This window comes from Flavisolibacter ginsengisoli DSM 18119, from assembly GCF_900129295.1.
GTDB lineage: Bacteria > Bacteroidota > Bacteroidia > Chitinophagales > Chitinophagaceae > Flavisolibacter > Flavisolibacter ginsengisoli.
Map to the genome: position 1 here is coordinate 242835 of NZ_FQUU01000003.1, position 23603 is coordinate 266437.

Consider the following 23603-nt stretch of genomic DNA (forward strand, 5'->3'; position numbering starts at 1 on the left):
TTCAGTTAAGGGTAAACGCAGCCTGGCGGCTATGCCACAAAAGTAAAATTAATTCTGCCAATGCTGTAATTTATTGTCCCTGTGCCAGGCTATAAGCTTTTTTGCCTCCCCACATATTCAGTAGTTCAAGGGAACATATTTTAAAATCAGCACTAAGGCTCACATATAAACCAATGATATCCTGCTGGGTAAGTGCCTGTTCGTTTATAGCTTCAAAACGTAGGTTGTATTGATTCACCAGGTTTGTAAACTTGGAACCTGTTGGCCATACCTGCGTACCCCTGTTACTGATACTGATCAGTTTAAATTTAAGCCCCCCATGATGCACGCATTTATCAGCAATGGTATTGGGTTGTTCTACGCTTTCTATAAAGAAATCAACACCTACTATTTTTTCATTCTCTATCTCTTTAGAAACCATCATTGCATTACGCTCCAGGTGGCATACCGCTGGTGTTTCTGGTTCATTAATATGTAATGTTTTGGCACCGATCTTTGGTGTCTTTCCGAAATTGGAAATTATGGCCTCTGCAAACTGGGTGGTATTACTTGCCGGGATGGACTTATCTCCAAAGTCGCCAGTGTGAATACCCTGCTCCAATGTATATAAAAGAGCATTTTCGATAATGGCAGCATCTTCCGTTAATCCCAGGTGACGTAACATAGCCAAACCACTTAAAAGGAGGGCAGTAGGGTTTGCAATATTTTTCCCTGCAATATCTGGTGCAGTTCCGTGTACAGCTTCAAATATCGAAATATGGTCCCCAATATTTGCAGAAGGTGCGAAGCCTAGTCCCCCTATTAAACCCGCACAAAGGTCTGAAATGATATCACCCTGCAGGTTGGTCATAACAATAACATCATATTGGTCAGGTTTTATAACAAGTTGCATGGCCAGGTCATCTACGATTTTATCATCTGCTTTCAGATCTGGAAACTCTTTGGCAACTTCATAAAAGCATTCCAGGAATAAGCCATCTGTCAGCTTCATAATGTTGGCTTTATGGCCGCAGGTAATACGTCTGGCTTTTTTTTGCCTGGCCATTTCAAATGCATACCTGATAACCTGCATGCTGCCTGGCCTTGTAATAAACCGCCTGCTGAGTGCTACATCATGCGTAAGCATATGTTCAATACCTCCGTAGGTATCTTCTATATTCTCTCTTACTATAGTAACATCAATAGGTATCCCGGCTTTGCTAAAAACTGTATCTACTCCATGAAGAGTTTGGAAAACCCTTTTATTTGCATAGGTATTCCATGTTTTACGAGCAGTAACATTTACGCTTTTCACGCCTTTTCCCTTGGGTGTTTCCATGGGACCTTTAAAGAGTATGCCCAGGCTTTCAATGGTCTGTTGAGCTTCCGGTGTCATCCCATTAGAATACCCTTTATCGAATACCCATTTACCCATTTCCACATATTCATATTTTAACCCGACATTGGCTGCCTCAAAAATCTTTAAAACTGCATCCATTATTTCCGGACCTATCCCATCGCCTTTTGCTACTGCTATTTTCATATATAATCAATTTATTTTCAGGTGACTATAGAATCCTTGCCCATATCTCCTGTCATAATTCTCTTTAAAAGATGATTGTAAACAAGTGATTGAAGGACAATATTCTGAGGTTTTAGTGCCGCAAAAATAGTTCTTGTAGAAAGTTTTACTCCAATTAATTCCTTTATAATTTGTGGCAACAACTTTGTTTTACATTTACCAAAATCTATTGTATGATAAGCATGATTTCGGAAGGTGTTAAGGTTAGCGTGGAAACATTCTATCAGCAGGATTATTCCAATCCCATGCAATCAGAGTTTATGTTTGCTTACCGGATAACCATAGAAAACCACAATTCATTTCCAGTGAAGCTGCACAGTCGTCACTGGCATATCTTCGACAGCGATGGAAGTTACAGGGAAGTAGAAGGAGAAGGCGTAGTGGGAATGCAGCCCGTCATTAGTAGCGGTGAAGAATACCAATATGTAAGCGGCTGTAATTTACATACGGAAATAGGCCGTATGCACGGAACTTACCAGATGGAAAACATTCATAATAAAGAGATTTTCGATGTAAGTATTCCTGCTTTTGATATGATCACCCCGTTTAAATACAATTAAATCATTTACGGCTTCTTACAATTTAAAATATTTTAAATGGATTTCTACCTATAGAGCTAGAGTCTTCCGAAAGGAAGGCTCTTTTTTTATGCTTGATTAGTGGTGAAGCTTAGTTTGATTATTTTATTTTGGTTTATACTTTGCCTCCTGAAAAATGTTGGTAGCAGAGGTTGCCATAACCTGTGGAATAGACAGGTTAGGGTTTTTGTCAGCAAATTTCTTTACGATCTGCCATCCTACCCATTGACCTATATTTCCGGGCGAAGCACCTTCGGGCATACCTCGTGTAAATGGCCCTTCGCCAATATAATCCTGTATTACTGATGGATCTATAGTGTAGATATCCGTATTTGTAGTGATATAGCCCCATATATTTCCTTCGTTCCTATTGACCCAATCCAATTGTTTGGCTGTAAAACCGGTTTTCAAACTGTCTGCTGTACCTGGTAAAAAATGGTCAAGTAAATACCACTGTTTGCCTTTAATGATCATTTGATCGATCAGTGTTCTACCAACGCTGCTGTCAGGATATATGTCATCAACTATGGCTTTCATACAATTAGGAGCTATGTATTCTTTGTCGAAACGCCGGGAAATATAATCAGGATATATTTCCACCAGTTGCGGGTCTTTATAAACAGAGAAGTTTTTTCCTGCAAACTGGTGTAATCCAATCCCAAGGTATTGAGGCGTAAGCACCACTCCTGGTGCATCAAAACTGCCAATGAATGTAATAATGTTAGGTACTTTATAATCCGGGTAGTAGTATTTGGTGTACTTGAAGCTGGTGGTGAGTTCATCCTTTAACCAATCAAGATCCTTGTACTTATTTTGTATTGAATCATTAATGCCATGATAACCGGATAATACAGACCTTATAACAGGATAGGATGATGGGCCAAAATCTCGGACCTTTAATATTTCCTGGATATAAAAAGGGAAAAATTGAGGGTATTGCTTATTTACATCTGCAAGTCCTTGAGCTAGATTGTTTGTATCTATTTTAAAAAAGTCGCGTTCAAACCTTGTGATTGTAAATTTTACAGGTATACCGGAAACGTCTGGTTTATCATTTGGATGGTGGCAGGCAAAGAGTATAAAGGAAAGGAATACTAGTGTTAATGTTCGCATGGCGGTTAAACGGCTGGTTTAATAATTTATTACAGAACTTTGATTTACTATTGATACAATTGAATAATTAACGAAGATGAAGATTTTCTTAGCCCAGCAAAACTATCATATTGGAAATTTTGAAGCAAATGCTATAAAAATTATAAAGGCAATAGAGCAAGCAAAAAAGGAAGAGGCAGACCTGGTGTTGTTTTCTGAACTATGTATCTGCGGCTATCCTCCCCGGGATTTCTTAGAGTTTGAAGATTTTATCAATGAATGTTATAAAACAATTGATATTATAAAAGAGCATGCAGACACAATTGGTGTTTTGATTGGCAGCCCTGCACGCAATTCCTTAAAAGCAGGCAAGGACCTGTTTAATGCAGCCTACCTATTGTATGAAAAAGAGATCAAGGCCGAGATCCATAAAACGCTTTTGCCTACATATGATGTTTTTGATGAGAACCGGTATTTTGAGCCTGCTTTTGAATGGAAATGCATTGAATTTAAAGGAAAGAAGCTGGCAGTGACCATTTGCGAGGATATTTGGAACCTTGGAGATAACCCACTTTACCGGGTAACGCCAATGGAGATACTTATAAAGGAGCAACCTGATGTAATGTTGAATCTTTCAGCTTCCCCTTACAATTATGCAGCAGATGTGGTGCGCAGAAGTATTATGAAAGCTCATACCCTGAAGTATGGTTTGCCTATGCTATACTGTAATACTGTAGGATCACAAACAGAAGTAGTCTTTGATGGTGGCAGTTTAATCTATGATATTAATGGCAACCTGGTAAAAGAGATGAAATACTTCCAGGAAGATTATGCCATTTTCGACCTGGAGATACTTTCAGAGCAAAAGAAGCAAACCTCACAAATAACCAATTCTGCTGATTTGGCGGAGGCGGTAACGATAAATAAGGACACCGGGATTAACAAGGATGATGTTTTTTTATCCAGTGAAAAAGAGAGTACCTGGGAAGGAAAATATTATTATTCTGCCAGCGAAGTGGGAAGGGATATGGATACCTTGAAATATCTTACGGATGATAAAAACATCCAGGAGATACATGATGCCCTTGTCCTGGGTATTCGTGATTATTTTACTAAAATGGGTTTCACAATGGCCACACTGGGAGCCAGCGGTGGCATCGATAGTGCGGTAGTGCAGGCATTGGCTGTAGAGGCGCTGGGAAAAGAAAATGTACATGTATTACTCATGCCTTCGGAATATTCTTCTAGCCATTCGGTTAGTGATGCTGAGAAGTTATGTCTGAACCTGGGCAACCGTTATAATATCATTCCGATAAAAGATGTATACCAGGGTTTCCTTTCTACTCTGAAACCTATCTTCAAAGACCTGCCCTTTAGTGTAGCAGAGGAAAATATTCAAAGCCGTGTAAGAGGTAACCTCCTGATGGCTGTTGCCAACAAGTTTGGATATATCCTGCTCAATACATCCAACAAAAGTGAACTGGCTACCGGTTATGGCACTCTCTACGGTGATATGGCAGGAGGATTGAGTGTATTGGGAGATCTTTATAAAATGCAGGTATATGCGCTTGCCAGGTACATTAATATAAAACAGGAGATTATTCCCCGGAACATCCTGGAAAAAGCGCCTTCAGCCGAACTTAGGCCTAATCAAAAGGATAGTGACAGTCTCCCTGATTATGAGATCCTTGACAGGCTTTTATTTCAATATATAGAACTAAGACAAGGTCCTAAAGAGATCATTGCGCAAGGATTTGACCCTACACTTGTGAAAAGGGTATTGCGGCTGGTCAATATGAATGAATACAAGCGGAATCAGTTCTGTCCTATAATAAGGGTAAGCTCCAAGGCCTTTGGAGTAGGCCGAAGGTTACCTATTGTAGCTAAATATCTTTCCTGATCAATGCTGTAGTTTAATTAGCAAAGAAATTGCGGTTCCATTCAACGTGGTATCTTTTGAAAAAGATAAGGTCGTTTCGTTAAGGGAAACAATCTTAAACTGGCCACTTATACCTAATATGCCGGCTCCTGTAAAATTCAAAAAGGATTCATTATTGGAGAAGTTCCAATTAACATTTGAGCTTTGCGGATCTGAGGGATCACATTTGGTAGATCCTTCATCAAGGGTACCGGTTCCATCAGCACGCAATGTTAGCGTATTGTCTTTTTCACAATCCTGTAATTGCGATGAAATACTTAGGTCAATGGTTCCATTTTTATCCATATCAGCGCCGGCATCCTGGTATTTCCAGGCAGATTTAGTAATAAGATCTGTTTTTGTGGCAGTTGTTGTATTATCTTTTTTGCAGGAAAATAAAAAAATTGAAAAGCTAATGGTAAGGATGCAAAATTTCATAAAGTGAATTTTATAGGTAAAGATAAATGCAGTAAAACTTTAAAAGGCATTAGTAAACTTACCTGTGATAACTTCGATAAACGATCTTTTGATACTATTATTGGTTAAAAAGTAGGATTTTTAGCTTTGCGGCAAATTATTTGCTAAAGCTCAGTTCGTAAATAAATGATCTAAACCTTGACTATGATAAAAACCGCGGATGATATCCGGCAACTAAATGAACGGATTAGCTATTCTGGAAGATTTATAGACACTCTTAGAAATGAGGTTGGTAAAGTGATCATAGGTCAATCGTACATGCTTGACCGTTTGTTGATCGGTTTGCTAAGTAATGGTCACGTGCTTTTGGAGGGTGTGCCCGGATTGGCAAAGACACTTACCATAAAATCATTATCCCAGGCTATTCATGCTCATTTCAGCAGGATACAGTTCACCCCGGATTTGTTGCCTGCCGATGTTATTGGTACTATGATCTATAACCAGCAGCGTAATGAATTTATAGTAAGGAAAGGTCCCATTTTTGCCAATTTTATATTGGCGGATGAGATCAACAGGGCTCCTGCCAAAGTGCAAAGTGCCTTGCTGGAAGCCATGCAGGAACGCCAGGTGACTATTGGTGATACAACCTATAAGCTGGATGAGCCTTTCCTGGTGTTGGCCACTCAAAACCCCCTGGAGCAGGAAGGTACTTACCCTTTGCCTGAGGCCCAGGTAGACCGTTTTTTAATGAAAGTAGTGGTTGGATATCCTACCCGCCAGGAAGAACAATTGATCATAAGGCAGAATGTGCAGGGATTGGGCTATCCTACAGTAAACCAGGTTGTTTCTGTGAGTGAGATATTAACGGCACGCCAAATGGTGAGGGATGTGTATATGGATGAGAAAGTGGAACAATATATTCTTGATATTGTATTTGCCACAAGAAATCCTGGAGAATATAAACTGGATAACCTGAAGCCGCTCATTTCATATGGTTCTTCTCCAAGGGGAAGTATCAACCTTGCGGTGGCAGCCAAGGCGCAGGCATTCCTGAATAAACGCGGTTATGTGATACCGGAAGATGTGAGAAGCATTTGTAATGATGTATTGCGTCATAGGATAGGTCTTACTTACGAAGCTGAAGCAGAAAATGTTTCCATACTTGAGATACTGGACCAGATCATTCAAAAAATAAATCTTCCATAATAAGGAAGCAGTAAACCTAGTTCATGTTAACAACGGCGGAAATATTAAGAAAGGTGCGGGCTCTTGAAATTAAAAGTAAGAAGCTCACCACTGACCTGTTCACAGGCGAATACCATAGTGCCTTTAAAGGCAGGGGTATGTCATTCAAAGAGGTCAGGGAATATTCAGCAGGGGATGATATAAGGTTTATTGACTGGAATGTATCTGCCAGGTTTGGTCATCCTTTCAGTAAAGTATTTGAAGAAGAAAGAGAACTTACGGTTATGCTCCTGGTGGATGTAAGTGCAAGTTCTTTATTTGGAACTATCATAGCGTCAAAAAAGGATATTGCAACAGAAATAGCTGCGGTTATAGCATTCTCCGCTGTAAATAACCATGATAAAATTGGGGTAATATTTTACAGCGATAAGATTGAAAAGTACATACCACCTAAAAAAGGTAAGCAACACGCACTATTTATTGTAAGAGAACTGCTGTCGGTTCAGTCTGGCCAAAAGAAAACACAACTGAACACTGCCCTTCGTTTCTTCAATAATACCACGCGTCAAAAGAGCATTGCTTTTATTTTAAGCGATTTCATTGATACTGGTTACCAGGATGCTTTAAGAGTTGCGGGAAATAAGCATGATATCATTGGCATTAAGATCTACGATAAAATGGATCGTACCCTGCCAAAATTGGGATTGTTGCGCGTTGAAGATGCCGAAACAGGTGAACAAAAATGGGTAGACTCGGAAAGCAAACTGGTTCGCTATGAATACGAGAAGGATTTTTTCAGGATCACCGATTATTCCAATGAAGTATTCAGGAAAGCAGGCTGCGACCTACTGCATGTAAGAACAGATGAGGACTATGTGAAAATATTGCAGCGATTTTTTATTAGCAGAAACAAGTAATGAAGAAATTAATCCTCCTGATAATCCATCTGACCATTTTTGTTGCAGTTGCAGTTTCTCAAACTACGCCTGTTTCTGCCACGGTAGATAAACAGAAGATTTTAATTGGTGAGCAGGTACAGGTTTATTTAAAAGCGGTACTTCCAGGAAATATTAAATTTCCATGGCCTGTGGTAGATACCTTGCCTCATTTCGAGGTTTTAACCAGGTCAAAAATAGATACACAGCAAACAAGCATGGGTTTATTGCTTCAACAAACAATAACACTCACCAGCTGGGATAGCGGTCGATGGATGATTCCTCCTGTGGTCTTTGGGCATTCAAAAACAAAGGCTATACCGATGTCGGTGGAATATAGTCCAATGGAGGCTAACCAACCCTATCATGATATAAAGGATATAATAGACGTTCCCTCTCCCATAGAATCTAATTGGTACTGGTACCTTCTTGGTGTTGCCGTACTTATTGCTTTGTTTATGTTATTCTTCCCTCCATCCAATGAAAAGAAGGAAAAAGTAGTAAAGCCAGCAGAAGATCCCTTCAAGGTTTCAATGGAGCTAATCGGAAAACTTCGCTCATCGGATGAGCCTAAAATATTGTATACATCGCTGATAGATATATTCAGGAATTACCTGCTTCAAAAAAAGGATATTCATTCATTTTCAAAAACTACTGATGACCTGGCAAGACAGTTAGGTGAGTTAAGATTAAATGGCAGTGATCAGTTGATACAGGTGTTGCAAAGAAGCGATATGGTCAAATTTGCCAGGTATCAGCCTATGCTCACTGAGAATGAACAAGCCATAGAAGTCATTAAAAAAAATATCATTTCCATAGAGAATTCTAGCAATGCTGTATAATTGGTTCCAATATCTTGTTTTTGCCAATATCTGGGTGCTTCCTTTCCTGGGTATCTTACCTGTATTGGCTTTTCTTCATTTTCGTACGCAGGCCGCTGCCAAGTCAACATTTATTGTTTCCAATGCCAGGGCTTTTACTTCCCGTACTTTAAGAAACAGCACCCTGCATTTGCCATTCTGGTTAAGGTTGCTGGCACTTGGTTGTATTATTACAGCGTTGGCAAGACCGCAGATCCGCAATGTGCAAAGCCGTACAAAAGGCGAGGGAATTGACATTATTCTTTGTATGGATGTCAGTGGAAGTATGTTATCAAAAGATTTTTTGCCTAATAGATTGGCTGTATCAAGGCAAATGGCTGCGGAGTTTGTAAAAGGTCGCCCTGTTGACCAGATAGGCCTTGTCATATTTGCAGGAGAAAGCTTCACACAGTTTCCTCTTTCAACGGATCATGAAAGCCTGTTGCAACAGATACAGGGCATTCAGTCTGGTATGCTGGAAGATGGAACCGTAATAGGTGAAGGATTGGCTAAGTCAGTTGAAAGGCTTTCCTCCAGTAAGGCAAAGAGTAAGATCATTATTTTGTTGACTGATGGAAATGAACAACCTCCTGAAACACGTATTATTGATCCTATAACTGCATTGGAAATTGCCAAAGCTAAAGGTGTAAAGGTTTACACTATTGGAATGGGTGCATTAGGTGGTACCAGTGTGCAGGAGAAAGGGGTAAGGAAATCTGAAGGCAGTGCCTTTCTTGATGAAGCCTTATTAAAACGTATCGCCACGCAAACAGGTGGTTTGTATTTTAGGGCAACTGATGAAGAAAGCCTTCATGCTATATATAACCAGATCGATAAAATGGAAAAAACTGATGTGGAAGTGGTAACCAAAGAGAAGTTCCAGGAAGAGTTCACTGTATTCTTATTGGCCGCACTGTTTTTCCTTGCGCTGGAATTAATTTTGAGATATACATTATTGCGTACTTTTCCTTAATCATGACAGGTGTTGTTTATAAATCTACAGGAAGTTGGTACCAGGTAAAAGATGCATCTGAGAAGTTTTGGAATGCCCGCATCAAAGGGGTAATGAAACTGGATGGCATCACATCAACTAATCCTATTGCTGTCGGTGACATAGTGGATTTTGAACTGGAGAATGAAAAGGAAGGGTCTGTCATTATCAACAAGATACACGACCGTACGAACTACATCAACCGGCAATCGCCTAAAATAAAAAGCCAGCAACACATCGTGGCTGCCAATTTGGATCAATCTTTATTAATTGCTACTATTAAAGAACCACGTACTTCCCAGGGTTTTATTGACCGCTTCCTGGTAGCCTGCGAAATGTATCATGTGAAAGCAATCATCCTTTTCAATAAGCTTGACCTCTATAAAGAAAAGGAGATGGCAATTTATCATCGCATGAAGCGCGTATATGAAAATATTGGCTACACTGTTCTTGGTGCAAGTATAAAAGAGGGTACTGGATTTGAAGAAATAAAGTCTATTCTTCAGGGTAAGATCACGCTTGTTAGCGGGCATAGTGGTGTAGGTAAATCAACATTTATAAATACTGTGCATCCTGGCAGTAAGATCAAGACCCAGGATGTAAGCGGCTGGAGCGGTAAGGGACAACATACAACCACTTTTGCAGAGATGTATGACCTCGCCTATGGAGGCCGGATCATTGATACCCCTGGTATGAAGGAGTTTGGAATCATAGGAGTGGAGAAGGGTGAACTTTCAGGATATTTTCCGGAAATGCGGCAACGGCTCAATGAATGCCAGTTCAATAATTGCCTTCATGTAAATGAGCCCGGATGCGCTATTAAAGAAGCGGTGATAAATGGTGAAATAGATGAAGACCGCTATGTCAGTTATTACAATATTCTGGAGTCTCTCGATGAGAAAAACTGGTAAGCTGTTTTGAATTATTTTAATACCAGGACTTCCCTAAACGTGAACTATAGCAAAAAAAAGAGGCTATCTATTTTGGAGATAGCCCATGAATAATCTTAATAGATAGCAATCGGTTATTATACTCTTCAAACTTTAGGCAGCACCACGCCTCATGTCAAGGTTCATTAGTTTACCTTCTAAAACATTCGCTAATTCAACAACAGCTTTATTGTCTCTTTTGCGTGCATCCTTGGTTTTAGTTGGGAAAACAGAAATGCCATTGTAAATGCTGTACTGAAGCGTCAATTCATGTTGCCCAAGATGGAAATCCCAGCTGATGGCATCAAAATCGTCTTCTTTGTTTGTAAAGTTTAGCTGAAGATCATCACTCAGGATGTTAGCTATCTGGTAAAAGCGTTTCAGGCCGCCATCATCATCAATTACGGCTTCTGTGCAACCAAGTGTGGTTCGTAGGGTAAGGCTCATAATACCTGTTTTAAATTAGTAAAAATACGAAGTCATCATTTTCAGTAAAACTACTTTAAAGACAACCGTATTTACCGATAAGCTGCATTATGCTATTGTTATGCCTTGAATTTTTTTGCTTTAGGGGCAGTTCCATCCAAAACCTTCTCAGCTCCTACATTCTTTCCATTTGTTCCGCAACCATATTTTGGTTTGTTGAAGACCGAACAGGAAGTGACCAGGGCAATTGAACAAAGAATAATTATATAGCGAATCGTTTTCATCGATACTGTTTTACTAAAGATAAAACGAAAAAAGCAGGATTAAAAGTGTTTGCCGGCTTCATTAACATTTTCAAACCATTTGGAATAGCCCAGGTAATTCTTTGCTATTCTATTGATCTCACCTTCAACCTTTTCTGGTGAAATGTCTTTAACTTTTTTGGCCGGAACCCCTGCATACACTGCCCCCGCTTCGCATACAGTACCTTCCAGCACCACTGCTCCTGCGGCTATAATGGTGTTACTATGGACCAGGGCATTATCCATAACAATAGACCCCATGCCTATTAATACATTATCATGGATGGTGCAACCATGAACAATGGCATTATGTCCAACAGAAACATTATTACCTAAGATGGCTTTAGTCTTTTTATAGGTGCAGTGTATAACCGCACCATCCTGGATGTTTACCCTGTTACCAATCCGAATACTATTCACATCGCCCCGCAACACGGCATTGAACCATATACTGCATTCGTCACCCATGGCAACATCTCCTACAATAGTGGCATTGGGAGCAATGAAACAATTATCGCCCCATGTGGGAAACTTGTCTTCAACTGGTAATACAAGAGCCATATAAATGAATTTTTATTTCTGTTTATTCCAGGCGGATTATGAATGCAGATTTACGATTTTTGCTTCATATGAACCTGAGGCAGTTATTTCTTCAACATGTGGCTCAAACTTCAACCGCTCCCCTGGCCCTTGAGATAGTTAAAGCAGAGGGTTGTGAATTATTTGATGCCTCAGGAAAAACTTACCTTGATCTTATAGGAGGGATCAGTGTTGCCAATACCGGGCATAGGCATCCTGCAGTAGTAAAAGCTATAAAAGACCAGGTTGATGCCTACATGCATGTTATGGTATATGGTGAATTTGTGCAAAGTCCACAGGTTCGGTATGCACAATTACTTACGCAACACCTGCCACCATCTTTAAACTCTGTTTATTTTACCAATTCAGGTGCTGAAGCCGTGGAAGGGGCAATGAAACTTGCAAAAAGAATAACAGGCAGGACTGAAATTGTGGGTTTTGTCAATTCCTACCATGGCTCTACCCAGGGTGCCCTTAGTCTGATAGGAAGTGAATATTGGCGCAATGCCTACCGGCCATTGTTGCCAGGAATAAATCATCTGAATTACAACTCATTTAAGGATCTGCAATTCATTACAGAAAGAACTGCCTGTGTTATAGCAGAAACTGTGCAAGGGGAAGCTGGTGTGATTGTCCCCGAAAATAACTGGTTAAGGGCCGTGCATGATCGCTGTAAGGAAGTAGGCGCTCTCTTTATCCTGGATGAGATCCAGGCAGGTTTTGGCCGTACTGGTAAACTCTGGGGATTTGAAAATTTTGATGTAATTCCGGATATTTTACTTTTAGGAAAGGCATTAGGAGGGGGTATGCCCCTGGGTGCTTTCATTGCTGATAAATCTTTAATGGATCATTTTACTGATAACCCGGTGTTGGGCCATATAACCACCTTTGGTGGCCACCCTGTATGCTGTGCTGCAGGCAAAGCAGCCTTTGAGGTTTTGCTACGGCAGCAATGGGATGTAAAACAAAAGGTAGCGCTGTTTACATCGTTGCTAATACACCCCCAAATAAAAGCGGTAAGGTCTTTTGGCCTGTGGATGGCTATTGAGTTTAATGATTTTGATGCCTGCAAAAAAGTTATTGATCATTGTATCCAAAGAGGTGTCATTTCAGACTGGTTTTTGTTTGCTTCCAATTGTTTGCGCATTTCTCCGCCCCTTGTTATTACAGAGCAGGAGTTAAGGCAGTCCGCTGCCATTATTTTGGAAGCCATTGAAAATAATCCATGATTATTGATCACATAACTATAGAAAGTTTTCAGGAGGACTTGTTAATATGAAAACTTTACTACAACTTTGAATTACAAAGTGCTTTTTATGAGTGTTAAAGACCAACACCTGGATACCCTGGAGGATATACGGCGAATGATGAAACGCTCCAGCCGGTTCATTTCTTTGAGTGGCCTTAGCGGGATAGCTGCTGGCGTATGGGCTTTGATAGGTTCTTATTTGGCTTTTACATGGATAGGTAAATACCGCAATAACCTAGATAATGTAAGAAACAATGATCTCGATCTTCACCAGCTACAGGTAGATCTGCTTCTGCTCGCCATTGCCATTCTTATAGTAGCTGTTATTTCAGCCCTGTATTTCACCTGGCGTAAAGCTGGCAAGGACAGGCTGCCACTTTGGGATCACACAGCTAAAATGCTCATACTCAACATAGCAATTCCCCTGGTAGCCGGTGGTTTATTTATCCTGGCCATGCTGCAATATGATGAATGGCGTTTTATTGCACCTGCTTCCCTGATCTTTTATGGTTTAGCGCTGGTCAATGGTGGTAAGTACACATTAAGCGAGATCCGATACCTTGGTATCTCTGAAATTGTTCTTGGCCTGGTTTGTACCCAGTTTATTCACTATGGTTTATATTTTTGGGCAATTGGTTTCGGTATACTGCATATTATATATGGCTTTGCCATGTGGAGAAAATATGAAGGAAGTAGAGTAGCGGAAGATTAAACATAAAGCTATGGCTGTTAATAATCCCATATCAGGCTTAAATAAAATATTCGATAACCGAATACGGTTGGGAGTTATGAGTATCCTGACAGTGAATGAAGAGGTCAGCTTTAATGATCTGAAACAGATGCTTGAGGTTACAGATGGCAACCTGGCAACGCATTTACAAACACTGGAGGAAAGTAAGCTGATAAAAGTGCATAAAGGTTTTATAGGGCGCAAAACAAATACAACGTATGCAATTACAAAGACAGGCAGTAAATCGTTTAACGAACATATTGAAGCATTGGAAAAAATGATCAAAGGCTTTAAATAATTTTTTTTGTACTTGTACTTTGAATTGCAAAGTACTTTCTATATATGAAATAACCCGGCAACTTATCAATCAAATTATATGAATACTGAAACAATTGTACAAAACGTATGGACCAGAAGTAAATTACTCATCAAATCAATGATCATTGGTATCCTTGTCCTGGTCCTGCAGATACCGGCAATGTTTGTAAGAGATGTTATTGCCGAAAGAGAACAGCGCCAACAGGATGCCATAGCTGAAGTAAGTAGCAAATGGGCGGGCCACCAGGTGCTAACAGGGCCGGTCCTTGTCATTCCCTATTGGCAGTCCGCACCCGATTCATCTGCCAGGCAGGTGAGAACCAGGGAGTATGCCTACTTTTTACCCGATAAACTGGATATAAGTGCCAACCTAACCCCCCAGGAAAGGCATAGGGGTATATATAAGGTAATGTTGTATTCATCTGAAGTTACCCTATCAGGCAGCTTTTCCCAACCCGCACTTCAGCGTCTTAATATTGCTCCTGCGGATGTGATCTGGAATGAAGTAACTATCAAACTTCCTGTTTCTGATAATAAAGGTTTGAATGAAGAGATCTATATGAAATTAAATGATTCTTCAATTGCCATGACACCTCAGACTTCTGCAGATCCTGCCATAGACAATGCACTACAGGGGGATATTCCAATTACTGGCCCGGATGATCTTAAAGAACTTCGCTTTTCTTCTTCATTTGTTATCAATGGTTCTCAACAAATTTCCTTCACTCCCATTGGAAGGAATACTACGGTGAACCTTGCCTCAACCTGGCCTCATCCAAGTTTCATTGGAGATGTATTACCACAGAGCAGCCAGGTGAACACTAAAGGGTTTAAGGCTTCATGGAAAAGTGCTTTCCACAAACACAATTTCCCCCAACAGTGGAAAGGTAATGCCTATAGCTTGTCCGATTATAAATATACTTCCGGAGGTAATATACAGGCTATGCCAATAGATGTCGCAAAACCAACAACTATTAATAATATTAATACAGCCTCTTTTGGTGCCGATCTTTTTGTGCCCGTTAATGGGTATCAAAAAACCATGCGGTCAATTAAATACGCAGCATTGGTTATCCTCCTCACTTTTGCTTCCTTCTTCCTTATTGAAACAACCAACAAGCGGTCCATACACCCATTTCAATATGGGCTTATCGGTCTTGCGCTGATCCTGTTTTATACCCTTTTGTTATCATTTTCTGAATATATCAGCTTTAATATCTCATATGTCATTGCCTCCTTATTTACCATAGGACTAATAAGTTGGTTTGTAAGAGGTTTATTGGCTTCCTCCCGATTGACTGTCTTTCTATCAACTATCCTGGTGCTGCTTTATGTATATGTATTCACCCTATTGCAACTACAGGATTACTCATTGCTCCTGGGAAGTATTGGGCTGTTTATAACTCTTGCACTTATCATGCATTTTTCACGAAAAATTCAATGGTAACCCTATTTTATAAAGTTGAATTAAAAACCAATCATTTATCTGGGCTGGAAGAAGGCCAGATGCCTTATGGACGGGCTTTGAAAAATTTTCTTATTTGGCAAAATAGCATAAATCGCTACCATGGTTAGAATCAACTATTGCTCGGACTATAATTCCGGTATAGAAATCCTTAAGTCTTATTTCTGCCATAAACATATAAATGTATATGAATGGGTAGGCTTTTGGGGACCTGAAAAGCTTTGAAACCTCCGTTCCGGGGTAGGATACCCATTGTTTTCCCTATAGCTAAGAGCTACCTCCGTCCTATCTAAAGTATAGATACTGCGTGATCATCACGCAGTATCTATACCGCAGGTATAGCTTTAATAGGGAGGAGCTATACCGCAGACTGCCTGGAACTTGCTTTTTCTATAAATTGTAGTGATCATCGAATCAGAACAAAAACAGGTAATAGGAACGCTATTAGTATTAAATCATTTTATTGAATAATAATAATGGCCAGCCATTAAGGTTATCATTATCAATAGTATAAGTTTGTAATTATCATGAATGCCGGTATTTCAACAACCTGGAATAACTGGTAAATTCAGTAAATAATGGAAAGAAGAAGATTTTCATGGAAGGAGCGGGGAAATAGTTTCAGCTATGCCTGGCAAGGCATAAAAGGTCTTTTGCTTACTGAACATAATAGCTGGATTCACCTGGGTTTGACCTTATTGGTAATTCCTCTTGCTATTTACTATCGTATTACCCGTTTAGAATGGATGTTCCTTATTATAGTAATGGCAATGGTTTGGGCAGCTGAATTGTTCAATACTGCACTGGAGAAATCTATGGACTTTATATCAAAGGAAAACCATCCCCAGATCAAGCTTGTTAAGGACCTGGCAGCTGCCGCTGTTCTTATTTCTGCACTGGCCGCCTTGGCTGTAGGTGCCATTATTTTCATTCCAAGGATTCTTGGATAACCGGCTGGTTAATTACCATGATTTCTGCTATAATTAGCATTTCTTAGGCCATAGCTATTACATTATTTAAACAGTAGGCGGTCAATAAGTACATTGGGAGTGTGACTGGAAACTCCTGTTCAACTAATAATCAAGGTCATTTTCCACAGGCATCAAATAAAAAGAGGCTTTCTTACATTGATAAGAAAACCTCTTTTATATAATTGATTACAAAAAGGATCTAAAAGTCCAAACCTAAAGCAAGGTAAGTCTGAGGCTTTCCTCTAAAGACCCCATTCATCTGCCAGGCTACGTCAAACCTTACAAAATAACCAAGTAATGTACTCCGGGCTCCAAATCCATAACCACCGGCAAATGGACCTATACCCCCTGCTTTTAATTTAACGAGCACAGTAGGATTGGTTTGATCCACATACCTGGAAGTGGGCCTTTCAAAATTATCATAACGGCCATTCCATGCAGTGCCGAGGTCAATGAACTGTACTACCTGGAAATTGCGCAGGAAAGCATTATTAATTGGCTTGTTCAATAAAGAAGTAAACACAGGAACTCTAACCTCACTGTTGATTACAACGTTATTGTTTCCATTGGCAATGTTTTGCTTAAAGCCCCTGAGGTTCACCGCCAGTGCCTGGTATGCATAATTATTATCAGGGTCAGGGGTATTATTAGGGTCAAAATAACGATAGGAAAGTTCCCCTGTATTTGGATCTTGTTTGAAATTATCCCTGAACTTCAGCCAGCCATCCACTCCACCTAAATAATAAACCACTTTTTGGTTGCCCCATGAGAAATCACCTGCAGCTCTGAGTGCCCAGATAATATTCCTGTAAATAGGCAGGTAGTGCCTGGCATCAAAACCGGCATTGAAAAGGAAGCGTCCTTCTGTATTACCTGGGTTAAGGTGTGTGAACCAATCAACATAGGTCTTCCACCTTAATCCATGCCAGATATTCATAGTAGGGTTAAGGGTGTTATCATAAACATATTCCAGGGTAAACTGCCCATAGGTCTTTTTCCTGTTTGGTTCTTTTAAATTGGCCACTGTTGCATCAAGGCCAACTGCAGGAAATATAATATTATCGATACGTGGGCCAATAGTAAGCCTGACACTTCTCACCTTATCAAACGGATAACGCAGGCGGGCCAGGTAATAACTTGAATGCTGCTTGACCAGGGCAATGCCGTTTGGATTGGTACCATTGGAGGTATCAATAATATTCTGGGCGCTGCTTCTATAATAGGTGAAGCCCCAATCAAAACGTTTCCTTAAGTTGGTGAACTCAAATAAAACGTCATTGTCACGAAGGTTTGGCGCCAATCTAATGCCACCTGAAAGCTTATAGTCTTCAAAAAGGTCAACGGTACCCATCCTGATCAAACCATTGAGGTCATTACCATTGGCAGGTTCTATTGGACCCTGGCCACCCTGGTAAGGCTGGTACTTGCTCACACCAAACATGGTATTGTTCAGGCCTGCAACTACATAATCATTAAAGAACTTGGGAGGTCGGTATTCATATAATTTAGCCTTTTTAAGTATTGTTTCTGAGGGCAATTCTTCTGCTTCAAACACCTGCCCCAGTTGAGAGGTAGTTGTATCTTTTTTCTCATTCTGGAACTCATTTTGGAAGAAGTCAGTTTCCTTTTTGGTGGTATCACCTATCGGTTGCTGCAATATAGAATTACGGGCAGCAGCAATGCGGGCTTTGTCTATCTGCTTCTTCATATATTCCGTAGGCTTGGCCGTAACGTTCCTGCGGCGCAGCGTATTTTCATCTACACGTAACCGATAAAGGAATTTATAGTTGCCCTGCCTTACTACTTCGCTCACCAGGCTGTTATCACCTGCTGTTCTTGTTTCCAGCAAACTACTTTGATAATTGGTAAGTGGGAATACATAGGCAGAATCATTGGTGATGGATACGAATCCTACGGAATCTATATCAGCCTTATCCCATTCTTTTAATACACTGTCCACTTCCTTTGGAGGCGGGTTTCTTAACACCTCGTCGCCAATAAATACCAGGGTGTCCAGGCCTGCTCTTTCTGACCTGAAAAAGCCGGCATACCGATTATTAATACCGTTTTCATCGCTTACAAAAGTAAAGTGAGAGGTGTTGTACTGTGATGGATAACGGGCATCGCCTAGCTTAACATTAGTTAATTGCGAGATCTGTTTGTATTCAGATTTATTCCAATTGTCTATGAGGAAAATATTATAGTGCCTGGGAGCAACTGCTGTATCGCTGGCGGGTGCAGTAGCCGAAGGCCGGTTGCTGGAGAATATGATACCTGTTTTACCCGGGAAGGCGACAAATGAAGGGTCAAGGTCGTCATAAACATCATCCGTGATCTGCTCTACTGATTGCTTATCTATTTTGTAAACAAATATATCTGTATGCCCGCTTTTTACTGCACTTAATATAAGGGTATTGGCGTCAAGCATATATTTCATATCCTGCACCTGCGTGAACATGGGTAGTTCCTGGTTCACTACCTTAACGCGGTTTACAGCATCGTAAACAAACAATTTGTTCTTACCCTCGTGGTTATATATAACGGCCAGCCTTGTGCCTTTGCCATCCCAGGCAAGAATCGGGTAATTAGGATTGATCTCATCTTCCCTGGTTCGAACACCATATTGCAGGATCACTTTCCTGTCTACAAAATTGGGATGAAAGACCACGCTGTATTTACCTTGCTTGAACTCTACTACTGCATAGGCAAAGCTCTTTGGCTGTGGATTGGCATTGAACCTGATAAAATCTTTTTTACCTATTTCTTCAGTTACAGAAAGTTGTCCCTTTGGAACCAGGCGGCGTGCCCGGATATCCTTGTAATACATCTGAGACATTTCTGTCATGAAATCCTGCAAAACTTCCTTGAACTTTTTCTTGGCTAATCTTTGGGTAGCACTATTCAGGTTGCGGTATATACGTGACAGGTATAGCAGGTAAGTGGTCTTTGACCTTCCGTATTTATTACCCACATAATACCAGAAAGCATGGCCTGCCAGCAAGGGTTTATCAAAAGCCAGCTTATAAAAATTGCTGTATTCTCCACTTAATAGTGCACTCTTCAACTGGTTGTCAAGCGTGGGACTCCATTCTTCTGCTGCATATTCTATATAGCCATCAGTAAGCCATTTGGGCAGATCTAATAATGTTTGATTGGCTGCCATTTCGCCCAGGTCATCTCCAAACAATACATTGGCTACAAGCACACCTGCAATTCCCTGCCTGATTTGACGCCTAAGGTTTTCATGATTGGCATCGAAATAGATCATCATTTTGTTGTTCACCAATTTGGTGACACCCCCTGTGTTCTGCCAATCAATACCAAGCCCTATATTGGACTGCTGCATTTCGTCAAAGCTGTTGTATACTACCACATTGGCCCTTCTTTGAAGGCCGTATTCAACAAATTCTTCCAATTGGGGCAATTCTTTTTCTGCCACCTGGGCCACATATTTCCCAAGGTCGAGACCATCCTGGCTGAAATAAGTGTTGAAGTTCTCTGTCTGGTAGTATTTCCAATTGAATTTTTGATATTGTACCCTGTTTTTTCCAAACTCCACGGCATTTACCTGTGCTTCTGAATTGGCAGACACCAGTAAAAAAGCAACACAGGCCAACCGGCCAATCGATTTAATCATAAAGTAGATGAAATTTCAGATTTAATGTATCTCCCGAATTTTGGACAGTAAATTGCAACTAAAAATACAAAAAAGGTACATGTTAACGGTTCAGGCATTTACTTTCAATCCAGTACAGGAGAATACATATATCGTATACAACGAGAAAAGGGACTGTTGTATTATAGACCCGGGGTGTTATTTTGCCAATGAGGAGCAGCAATTGAAAGAGTTCATAGAGAAGAATAACCTCAAACCAGTATACCTCCTGAATACGCATTGCCACCTTGACCATATATTCGGCAATCGTTTTGTGCAGAAAACCTATGGTCTGCCTCTGCATCTTCACCAACTGGAAAAGGCTGTTCTTGAATATGGACCTGTGTCCGGTCAGATGTGGCAGTTGCCTTTTGACAACTTTGATGGAGAACTCATCTTCATTGATGAAGGACAATCCATTACACTGGGAGAGGAGCAACTGGACATTTTATTTACACCTGGCCATTCCCCCGGCAGCATTAGCTTTTATAGTAAGGATGCCAAATTTGTTATCAGTGGGGACGTGCTTTTCCAGGGAAGTGTAGGAAGAACCGACCTTCCTGGCGGTGATTTTACCATACTGGAAGAGAGCATCAAGATGAAGCTATATACCTTACCTGCTGATGTAATTGTTTATCCCGGGCATGGAGAATCTACTACGATTGGAGATGAGATGAAGAGAAACCCGTTTGTCAAGATGATCTGATAGTATTCCAACTTTTAAAGCAGGTTAATATTACTGGTTGTTCAGGGCGTTGACCATTTATACAAAGCGGCCTATATAGGGCATTTTCTGAAATTCTTTTCTTTCGATATTCAAAATGAGAAGTCCAAAACTTGCAATAAGTACAAGGGCAAAACCCCTGTTCACCCATATGCCAATATTGAGAAGAGAGAACAGAAGATAAATACCATAAAGTGATACACTTATCACTAAATAAGCTACCAGCTTTTTCCAGGCATACGGTATCCTGTATTCTTTCTGGCCCCAGGTATAGGAAACAACCATCATGGAGCCATAACAAAAGAAGGTTGCCCAGGCACATGCCATATATCCAAATCTTGGAATGAACAGGAAGTTAATGACCAGCGTAATTGCTGCCCCAATTAGAGTGATCCAGGCTCCTGCCATTGTTTTATTGGAAAGTTTATACCAGATAGAGAGGTTATAATAGACCCCCAGGAAAATATTGGCCAGCAAAAGAATGGGAACCACTTTTAATCCTTGCCAGAATATCTTGTTTTGAATAAAATATTTCCATATGTCCAGGAAAAGAACCACAGCAAGGAACATGAAACAAACCGTTATAACAAAGAACTTCATTACCCTTGCATATATTTTTTGGGGCTGCTGGCCATGGGCTGCGGAAAAGAAAAATGGTTCAGCAGCCATGCGGAAAGCCTGAACTGATAAGGTTATCAATATGGAAAGTTTGTAGCAGGCACTATAAGTTCCTACTTCAATCTTTGCAGCTTCAGCGGTAGATACGGGTGCCCACCAGTTTAGCATGATCCGGTCAAAAGTTTCATTGATCATTCCTGCAAAGCCAGCCAGTATCAATGGTGCTGAATAGATTATAATGTTCTTCCACAATTGCGTATTGAACTTCCACCTGAAAGCCATCAATTCTTTGGATAGGAACAATAAGGTAAAGATGGATTGAGCCAGGTTGGCAATGATCACATAACCAACCCCAATCTTAGGATTATAAAAAGTGCCTATGAAACCATGCGGTGATTGTTGCTGGATCTTTGGACATACAGACAAAAAGAAAAAGGTAAGGGCAATATTGATCAATATACCTGCTATGCGAACTGTTGCAAATTTTACCGGGCGTCCTTCAAACCGTAGCTTGGCAAATGCCAGTGTTGTTAAAGCATCAAAAGCAATGATGAAAGCACTCCAGGTAAAATATTCCGGATGTTCCTTTATGCCAATCAGGGTTGCCAGTGGTTTATTAAAAAAGATCAATATACTGGTCAATATGGCCGTACTTACTATTAATGATACCATGGATGTATTAAATACATCACGCTCCTGTTCTTTATCCTTCGAGAACCTGAAATAGGCGGTTTCAAGCCCGTACGTAAAAACTATATTAAGGAAAGGTAGTGTGGCATATACCAGGCTCATTTCTCCATAAGCAGCGCCTTTCAGGGCATATGTGAGGTAGGGCGTAAGTAAATAATTAATAAAGCGTGCGGCAATAGAACTGGCCCCATACCACAATGTTTGCCCCGCTAATTTTTTGATGCCGCTCAAATGGATATAGATTTAAAGAGCCTCAAATTTAATGGCTCAGGAGTGAACATAGCGCATATTTTATAAGGATGTAACATTAAAATGGTCAGGGGTAGAATAATCTGAAATATTTACGGTTCTCTATACCTGGGGTTATTAATAAAGCTGGAATCGCTTAAGGTTCTTAAAAACGCAATAATATCGTTTTCTTCTGTATCAGTCAGGGTTATGCCATTTGAAAGCAATGGATCAAGGGTAGGGCTACTGGTGATACCATTGCGGTAATGCTCTAACATCATGCGCATGGCGCTTAACCTTCCATCATGCAGGTAATAAGAAGTAAAATCAACATTTCGCAGGCTTGGTACCCTGAACTTCAGGGAATCTTTAGGATCACCCGTCACCCGCATTCGGCCAAAGTCCTTAAGGAAAGGCTCAATTTCAAAGCCAACATTGCGGAAGCTGAAGTCTGTAAATAAAGGTTCTGTATGGCAGGAATTGCATTTGTTTTGAAAAATTGTATAGCCATTTTGCTCCTGCGTGGAAAAACTGGCTTCTCCTCTTTTAACCTTGTCATATTTTGAATTGGAAGAAACCAGGTTAATAACAAATTGGCTAAGCGCTTTCAGGATGCCAACCTGTGTTACCTCTGGAGCACCATATGCTGCCTGGAACATTCGTTGGTAGGCAGTATCATATTTTAATTTAGCGATGATACCATTCATGCTTTCTGCCATTTCATTTGGCGCTGTGATATGGGCCAATGAAATGTCTTCCAAATTGGAAGCACTTCCATCCCATTTATAAACCGGGTACCAGGCAAGGTTAGCTAATCCTGGCGCATTGCGTAAGGTGTGGGAATTATTGTATCCATGGCTCCTGTCGTGTTCGTAGGTAGTGAAGGCAGCAACTTGTTGATGACAGGATGAACAAGGAAAGTGTCCATCGAGAGAAAGTCTTCCATCATAAAATAGTTTTCTACCCAGTAAAAAGGATTCTTCAGTTATAGGGTTGTTTTGAAAATTGTATACAGGAATAGGAAATCCACTGGGAGTAATAAAGTTGATAGGTGTTGGTCTATAGTAAGATAAAGGTGTTTTATGGCAGCTATTAAGTAAAACAGTACCGGAAGCTATTAAAAGGAATATACAGATTATGACAAGCCTGGCCTTCAAAAAGTAGTAATTGTACCCCTAATCT

At 40.4% G+C, this 23603-nt stretch carries 22 protein-coding genes; 13 read left to right on the forward strand and 9 right to left on the reverse strand.

All coding sequences use genetic code 11. From position 1 onward, the window contains the following. Window positions 1-70: 70 nt before the first annotated feature. Window positions 71-1522, reverse strand: coding sequence for an NADP-dependent isocitrate dehydrogenase (locus tag BUA53_RS04915; protein ID WP_072834136.1), 1452 nt, complete (start codon window positions 1520-1522; stop codon window positions 71-73). A 212-nt stretch (window positions 1523-1734) separates the two neighbouring features. On the opposite strand from BUA53_RS04915, the gene apaG reads away from it, so the two are divergent. Beyond that, window positions 1735-2121, forward strand: a complete 387-nt coding sequence (gene apaG / locus BUA53_RS04920; protein ID WP_072834137.1) for a Co2+/Mg2+ efflux protein ApaG — start codon at window positions 1735-1737, stop codon at window positions 2119-2121. A gap of 123 nt (window positions 2122-2244) precedes the next feature. On the opposite strand, the gene gldB is transcribed toward apaG, so the two are convergent. Next, the gene (gldB, locus tag BUA53_RS04925) at window positions 2245-3252 is read right to left on the reverse strand and encodes a gliding motility lipoprotein GldB (RefSeq protein WP_084079840.1); all 1008 of its coding nucleotides are present in this window, start codon (window positions 3250-3252) and stop codon (window positions 2245-2247) included. A 76-nt stretch (window positions 3253-3328) separates the two neighbouring features. On the opposite strand from gldB, the gene BUA53_RS04930 reads away from it, so the two are divergent. Further along, on the forward strand, window positions 3329-5131 hold the full coding sequence (locus BUA53_RS04930; protein WP_072834138.1) for an NAD+ synthase: 1803 nt from the start codon (window positions 3329-3331) through the stop codon (window positions 5129-5131). Here BUA53_RS04930 and BUA53_RS04935 read toward each other — a convergent pair whose 3' ends face one another. Next, window positions 5132-5587 carry a lipocalin family protein gene (locus BUA53_RS04935; RefSeq protein ID WP_072834139.1) on the reverse strand — a complete coding sequence of 152 codons (456 nt, stop codon included), beginning with the start codon at window positions 5585-5587 and terminating at the stop codon, window positions 5132-5134. 183 nt (window positions 5588-5770) lie between these two features. Here BUA53_RS04935 and BUA53_RS04940 point away from each other — a divergent pair, with 183 nt between their 5' ends. Genes BUA53_RS04940 through rsgA form a run of 5 tightly spaced genes read left to right on the forward strand, consistent with a single transcriptional unit; the run spans window position 5771 to window position 10448 of the window. After that, entirely contained in the window at window positions 5771-6772 is a 1002-nt protein-coding gene (locus BUA53_RS04940; protein WP_072834140.1) for an AAA family ATPase, read from the forward strand. A gap of 23 nt (window positions 6773-6795) precedes the next feature. Next, complete coding sequence (locus BUA53_RS04945) at window positions 6796-7668, forward strand: DUF58 domain-containing protein (RefSeq protein ID WP_072834141.1); 873 nt, start codon at window positions 6796-6798, stop codon at window positions 7666-7668. After that, window positions 7668-8528: a hypothetical protein gene (locus BUA53_RS04950; protein ID WP_072834142.1), complete on the forward strand. Its 861-nt coding sequence runs from the start codon at window positions 7668-7670 to the stop codon at window positions 8526-8528. The genes BUA53_RS04945 and BUA53_RS04950 overlap by 1 nt, the downstream gene beginning before the upstream one ends. Continuing rightward, a complete protein-coding gene (locus tag BUA53_RS04955; protein ID WP_072834143.1) occupies window positions 8518-9519 on the forward strand; it encodes a vWA domain-containing protein in 1002 nt (333 codons plus the stop codon). Before BUA53_RS04950 ends, BUA53_RS04955 begins: the two co-directional genes overlap by 11 nt. Before the next feature lie 2 nt (window positions 9520-9521). Beyond that, window positions 9522-10448 carry a ribosome small subunit-dependent GTPase A gene (rsgA, locus tag BUA53_RS04960; RefSeq protein ID WP_072834144.1) on the forward strand — a complete coding sequence of 309 codons (927 nt, stop codon included), beginning with the start codon at window positions 9522-9524 and terminating at the stop codon, window positions 10446-10448. A 132-nt stretch (window positions 10449-10580) separates the two neighbouring features. Here the strand turns inward: rsgA and BUA53_RS04965 are convergent, their stop codons facing one another. The 3 genes from BUA53_RS04965 to BUA53_RS04970 all read right to left on the reverse strand — a co-directional run bounded on the left by BUA53_RS04965 (window position 10581) and on the right by BUA53_RS04970 (window position 11755). Then, window positions 10581-10913, reverse strand: coding sequence for a hypothetical protein (locus BUA53_RS04965; RefSeq protein ID WP_072834145.1), 333 nt, complete (start codon window positions 10911-10913; stop codon window positions 10581-10583). A 98-nt stretch (window positions 10914-11011) separates the two neighbouring features. After that, window positions 11012-11176 (reverse strand): hypothetical protein, encoded by a 165-nt coding sequence (locus tag BUA53_RS21160; RefSeq protein ID WP_175546017.1) that lies wholly within the window; start codon window positions 11174-11176, stop codon window positions 11012-11014. A 39-nt stretch (window positions 11177-11215) separates the two neighbouring features. Beyond that, complete coding sequence (locus BUA53_RS04970) at window positions 11216-11755, reverse strand: gamma carbonic anhydrase family protein (RefSeq protein WP_072834146.1); 540 nt, start codon at window positions 11753-11755, stop codon at window positions 11216-11218. Between the two features lie 38 nt (window positions 11756-11793). Between BUA53_RS04970 and BUA53_RS04975 the strand changes: the two genes are divergently transcribed. From BUA53_RS04975 to BUA53_RS04995, 5 genes are all read left to right on the forward strand, one after another. After that, the gene (locus BUA53_RS04975) at window positions 11794-13002 is read left to right on the forward strand and encodes an aspartate aminotransferase family protein (protein WP_245793012.1); all 1209 of its coding nucleotides are present in this window, start codon (window positions 11794-11796) and stop codon (window positions 13000-13002) included. Window positions 13003-13089: 87 nt separating this feature from the next. Beyond that, a complete protein-coding gene (locus tag BUA53_RS04980) occupies window positions 13090-13734 on the forward strand; it encodes a hypothetical protein (RefSeq protein ID WP_072834147.1) in 645 nt (214 codons plus the stop codon). 10 nt (window positions 13735-13744) lie between these two features. After that, window positions 13745-14050, forward strand: coding sequence for a winged helix-turn-helix domain-containing protein (locus BUA53_RS04985; RefSeq protein ID WP_072834148.1), 306 nt, complete (start codon window positions 13745-13747; stop codon window positions 14048-14050). Window positions 14051-14128: 78 nt separating this feature from the next. Then, window positions 14129-15517 carry a cell envelope integrity protein CreD gene (gene creD, locus BUA53_RS04990; protein ID WP_072834149.1) on the forward strand — a complete coding sequence of 463 codons (1389 nt, stop codon included), beginning with the start codon at window positions 14129-14131 and terminating at the stop codon, window positions 15515-15517. A 596-nt stretch (window positions 15518-16113) separates the two neighbouring features. After that, a complete protein-coding gene (locus BUA53_RS04995) occupies window positions 16114-16485 on the forward strand; it encodes a diacylglycerol kinase family protein (protein ID WP_072834150.1) in 372 nt (123 codons plus the stop codon). Window positions 16486-16705: 220 nt separating this feature from the next. On the opposite strand, the gene BUA53_RS05000 is transcribed toward BUA53_RS04995, so the two are convergent. After that, window positions 16706-20143, reverse strand: coding sequence for a hypothetical protein (locus BUA53_RS05000; protein WP_072834151.1), 3438 nt, complete (start codon window positions 20141-20143; stop codon window positions 16706-16708). A gap of 79 nt (window positions 20144-20222) precedes the next feature. Here BUA53_RS05000 and BUA53_RS05005 point away from each other — a divergent pair, with 79 nt between their 5' ends. Then, window positions 20223-20867, forward strand: coding sequence for an MBL fold metallo-hydrolase (locus tag BUA53_RS05005; RefSeq protein ID WP_072834152.1), 645 nt, complete (start codon window positions 20223-20225; stop codon window positions 20865-20867). Window positions 20868-20924: 57 nt separating this feature from the next. Here the strand turns inward: BUA53_RS05005 and BUA53_RS05010 are convergent, their stop codons facing one another. Both BUA53_RS05010 and BUA53_RS05015 read right to left on the reverse strand, forming a co-directional pair. Then, complete coding sequence (locus tag BUA53_RS05010) at window positions 20925-22424, reverse strand: lipopolysaccharide biosynthesis protein (RefSeq protein ID WP_072834153.1); 1500 nt, start codon at window positions 22422-22424, stop codon at window positions 20925-20927. A 110-nt stretch (window positions 22425-22534) separates the two neighbouring features. Beyond that, window positions 22535-23578, reverse strand: a complete 1044-nt coding sequence (locus tag BUA53_RS05015) for a cytochrome-c peroxidase (protein WP_072834154.1) — start codon at window positions 23576-23578, stop codon at window positions 22535-22537. Between the last annotated feature and the right edge of the window lie 25 nt (window positions 23579-23603).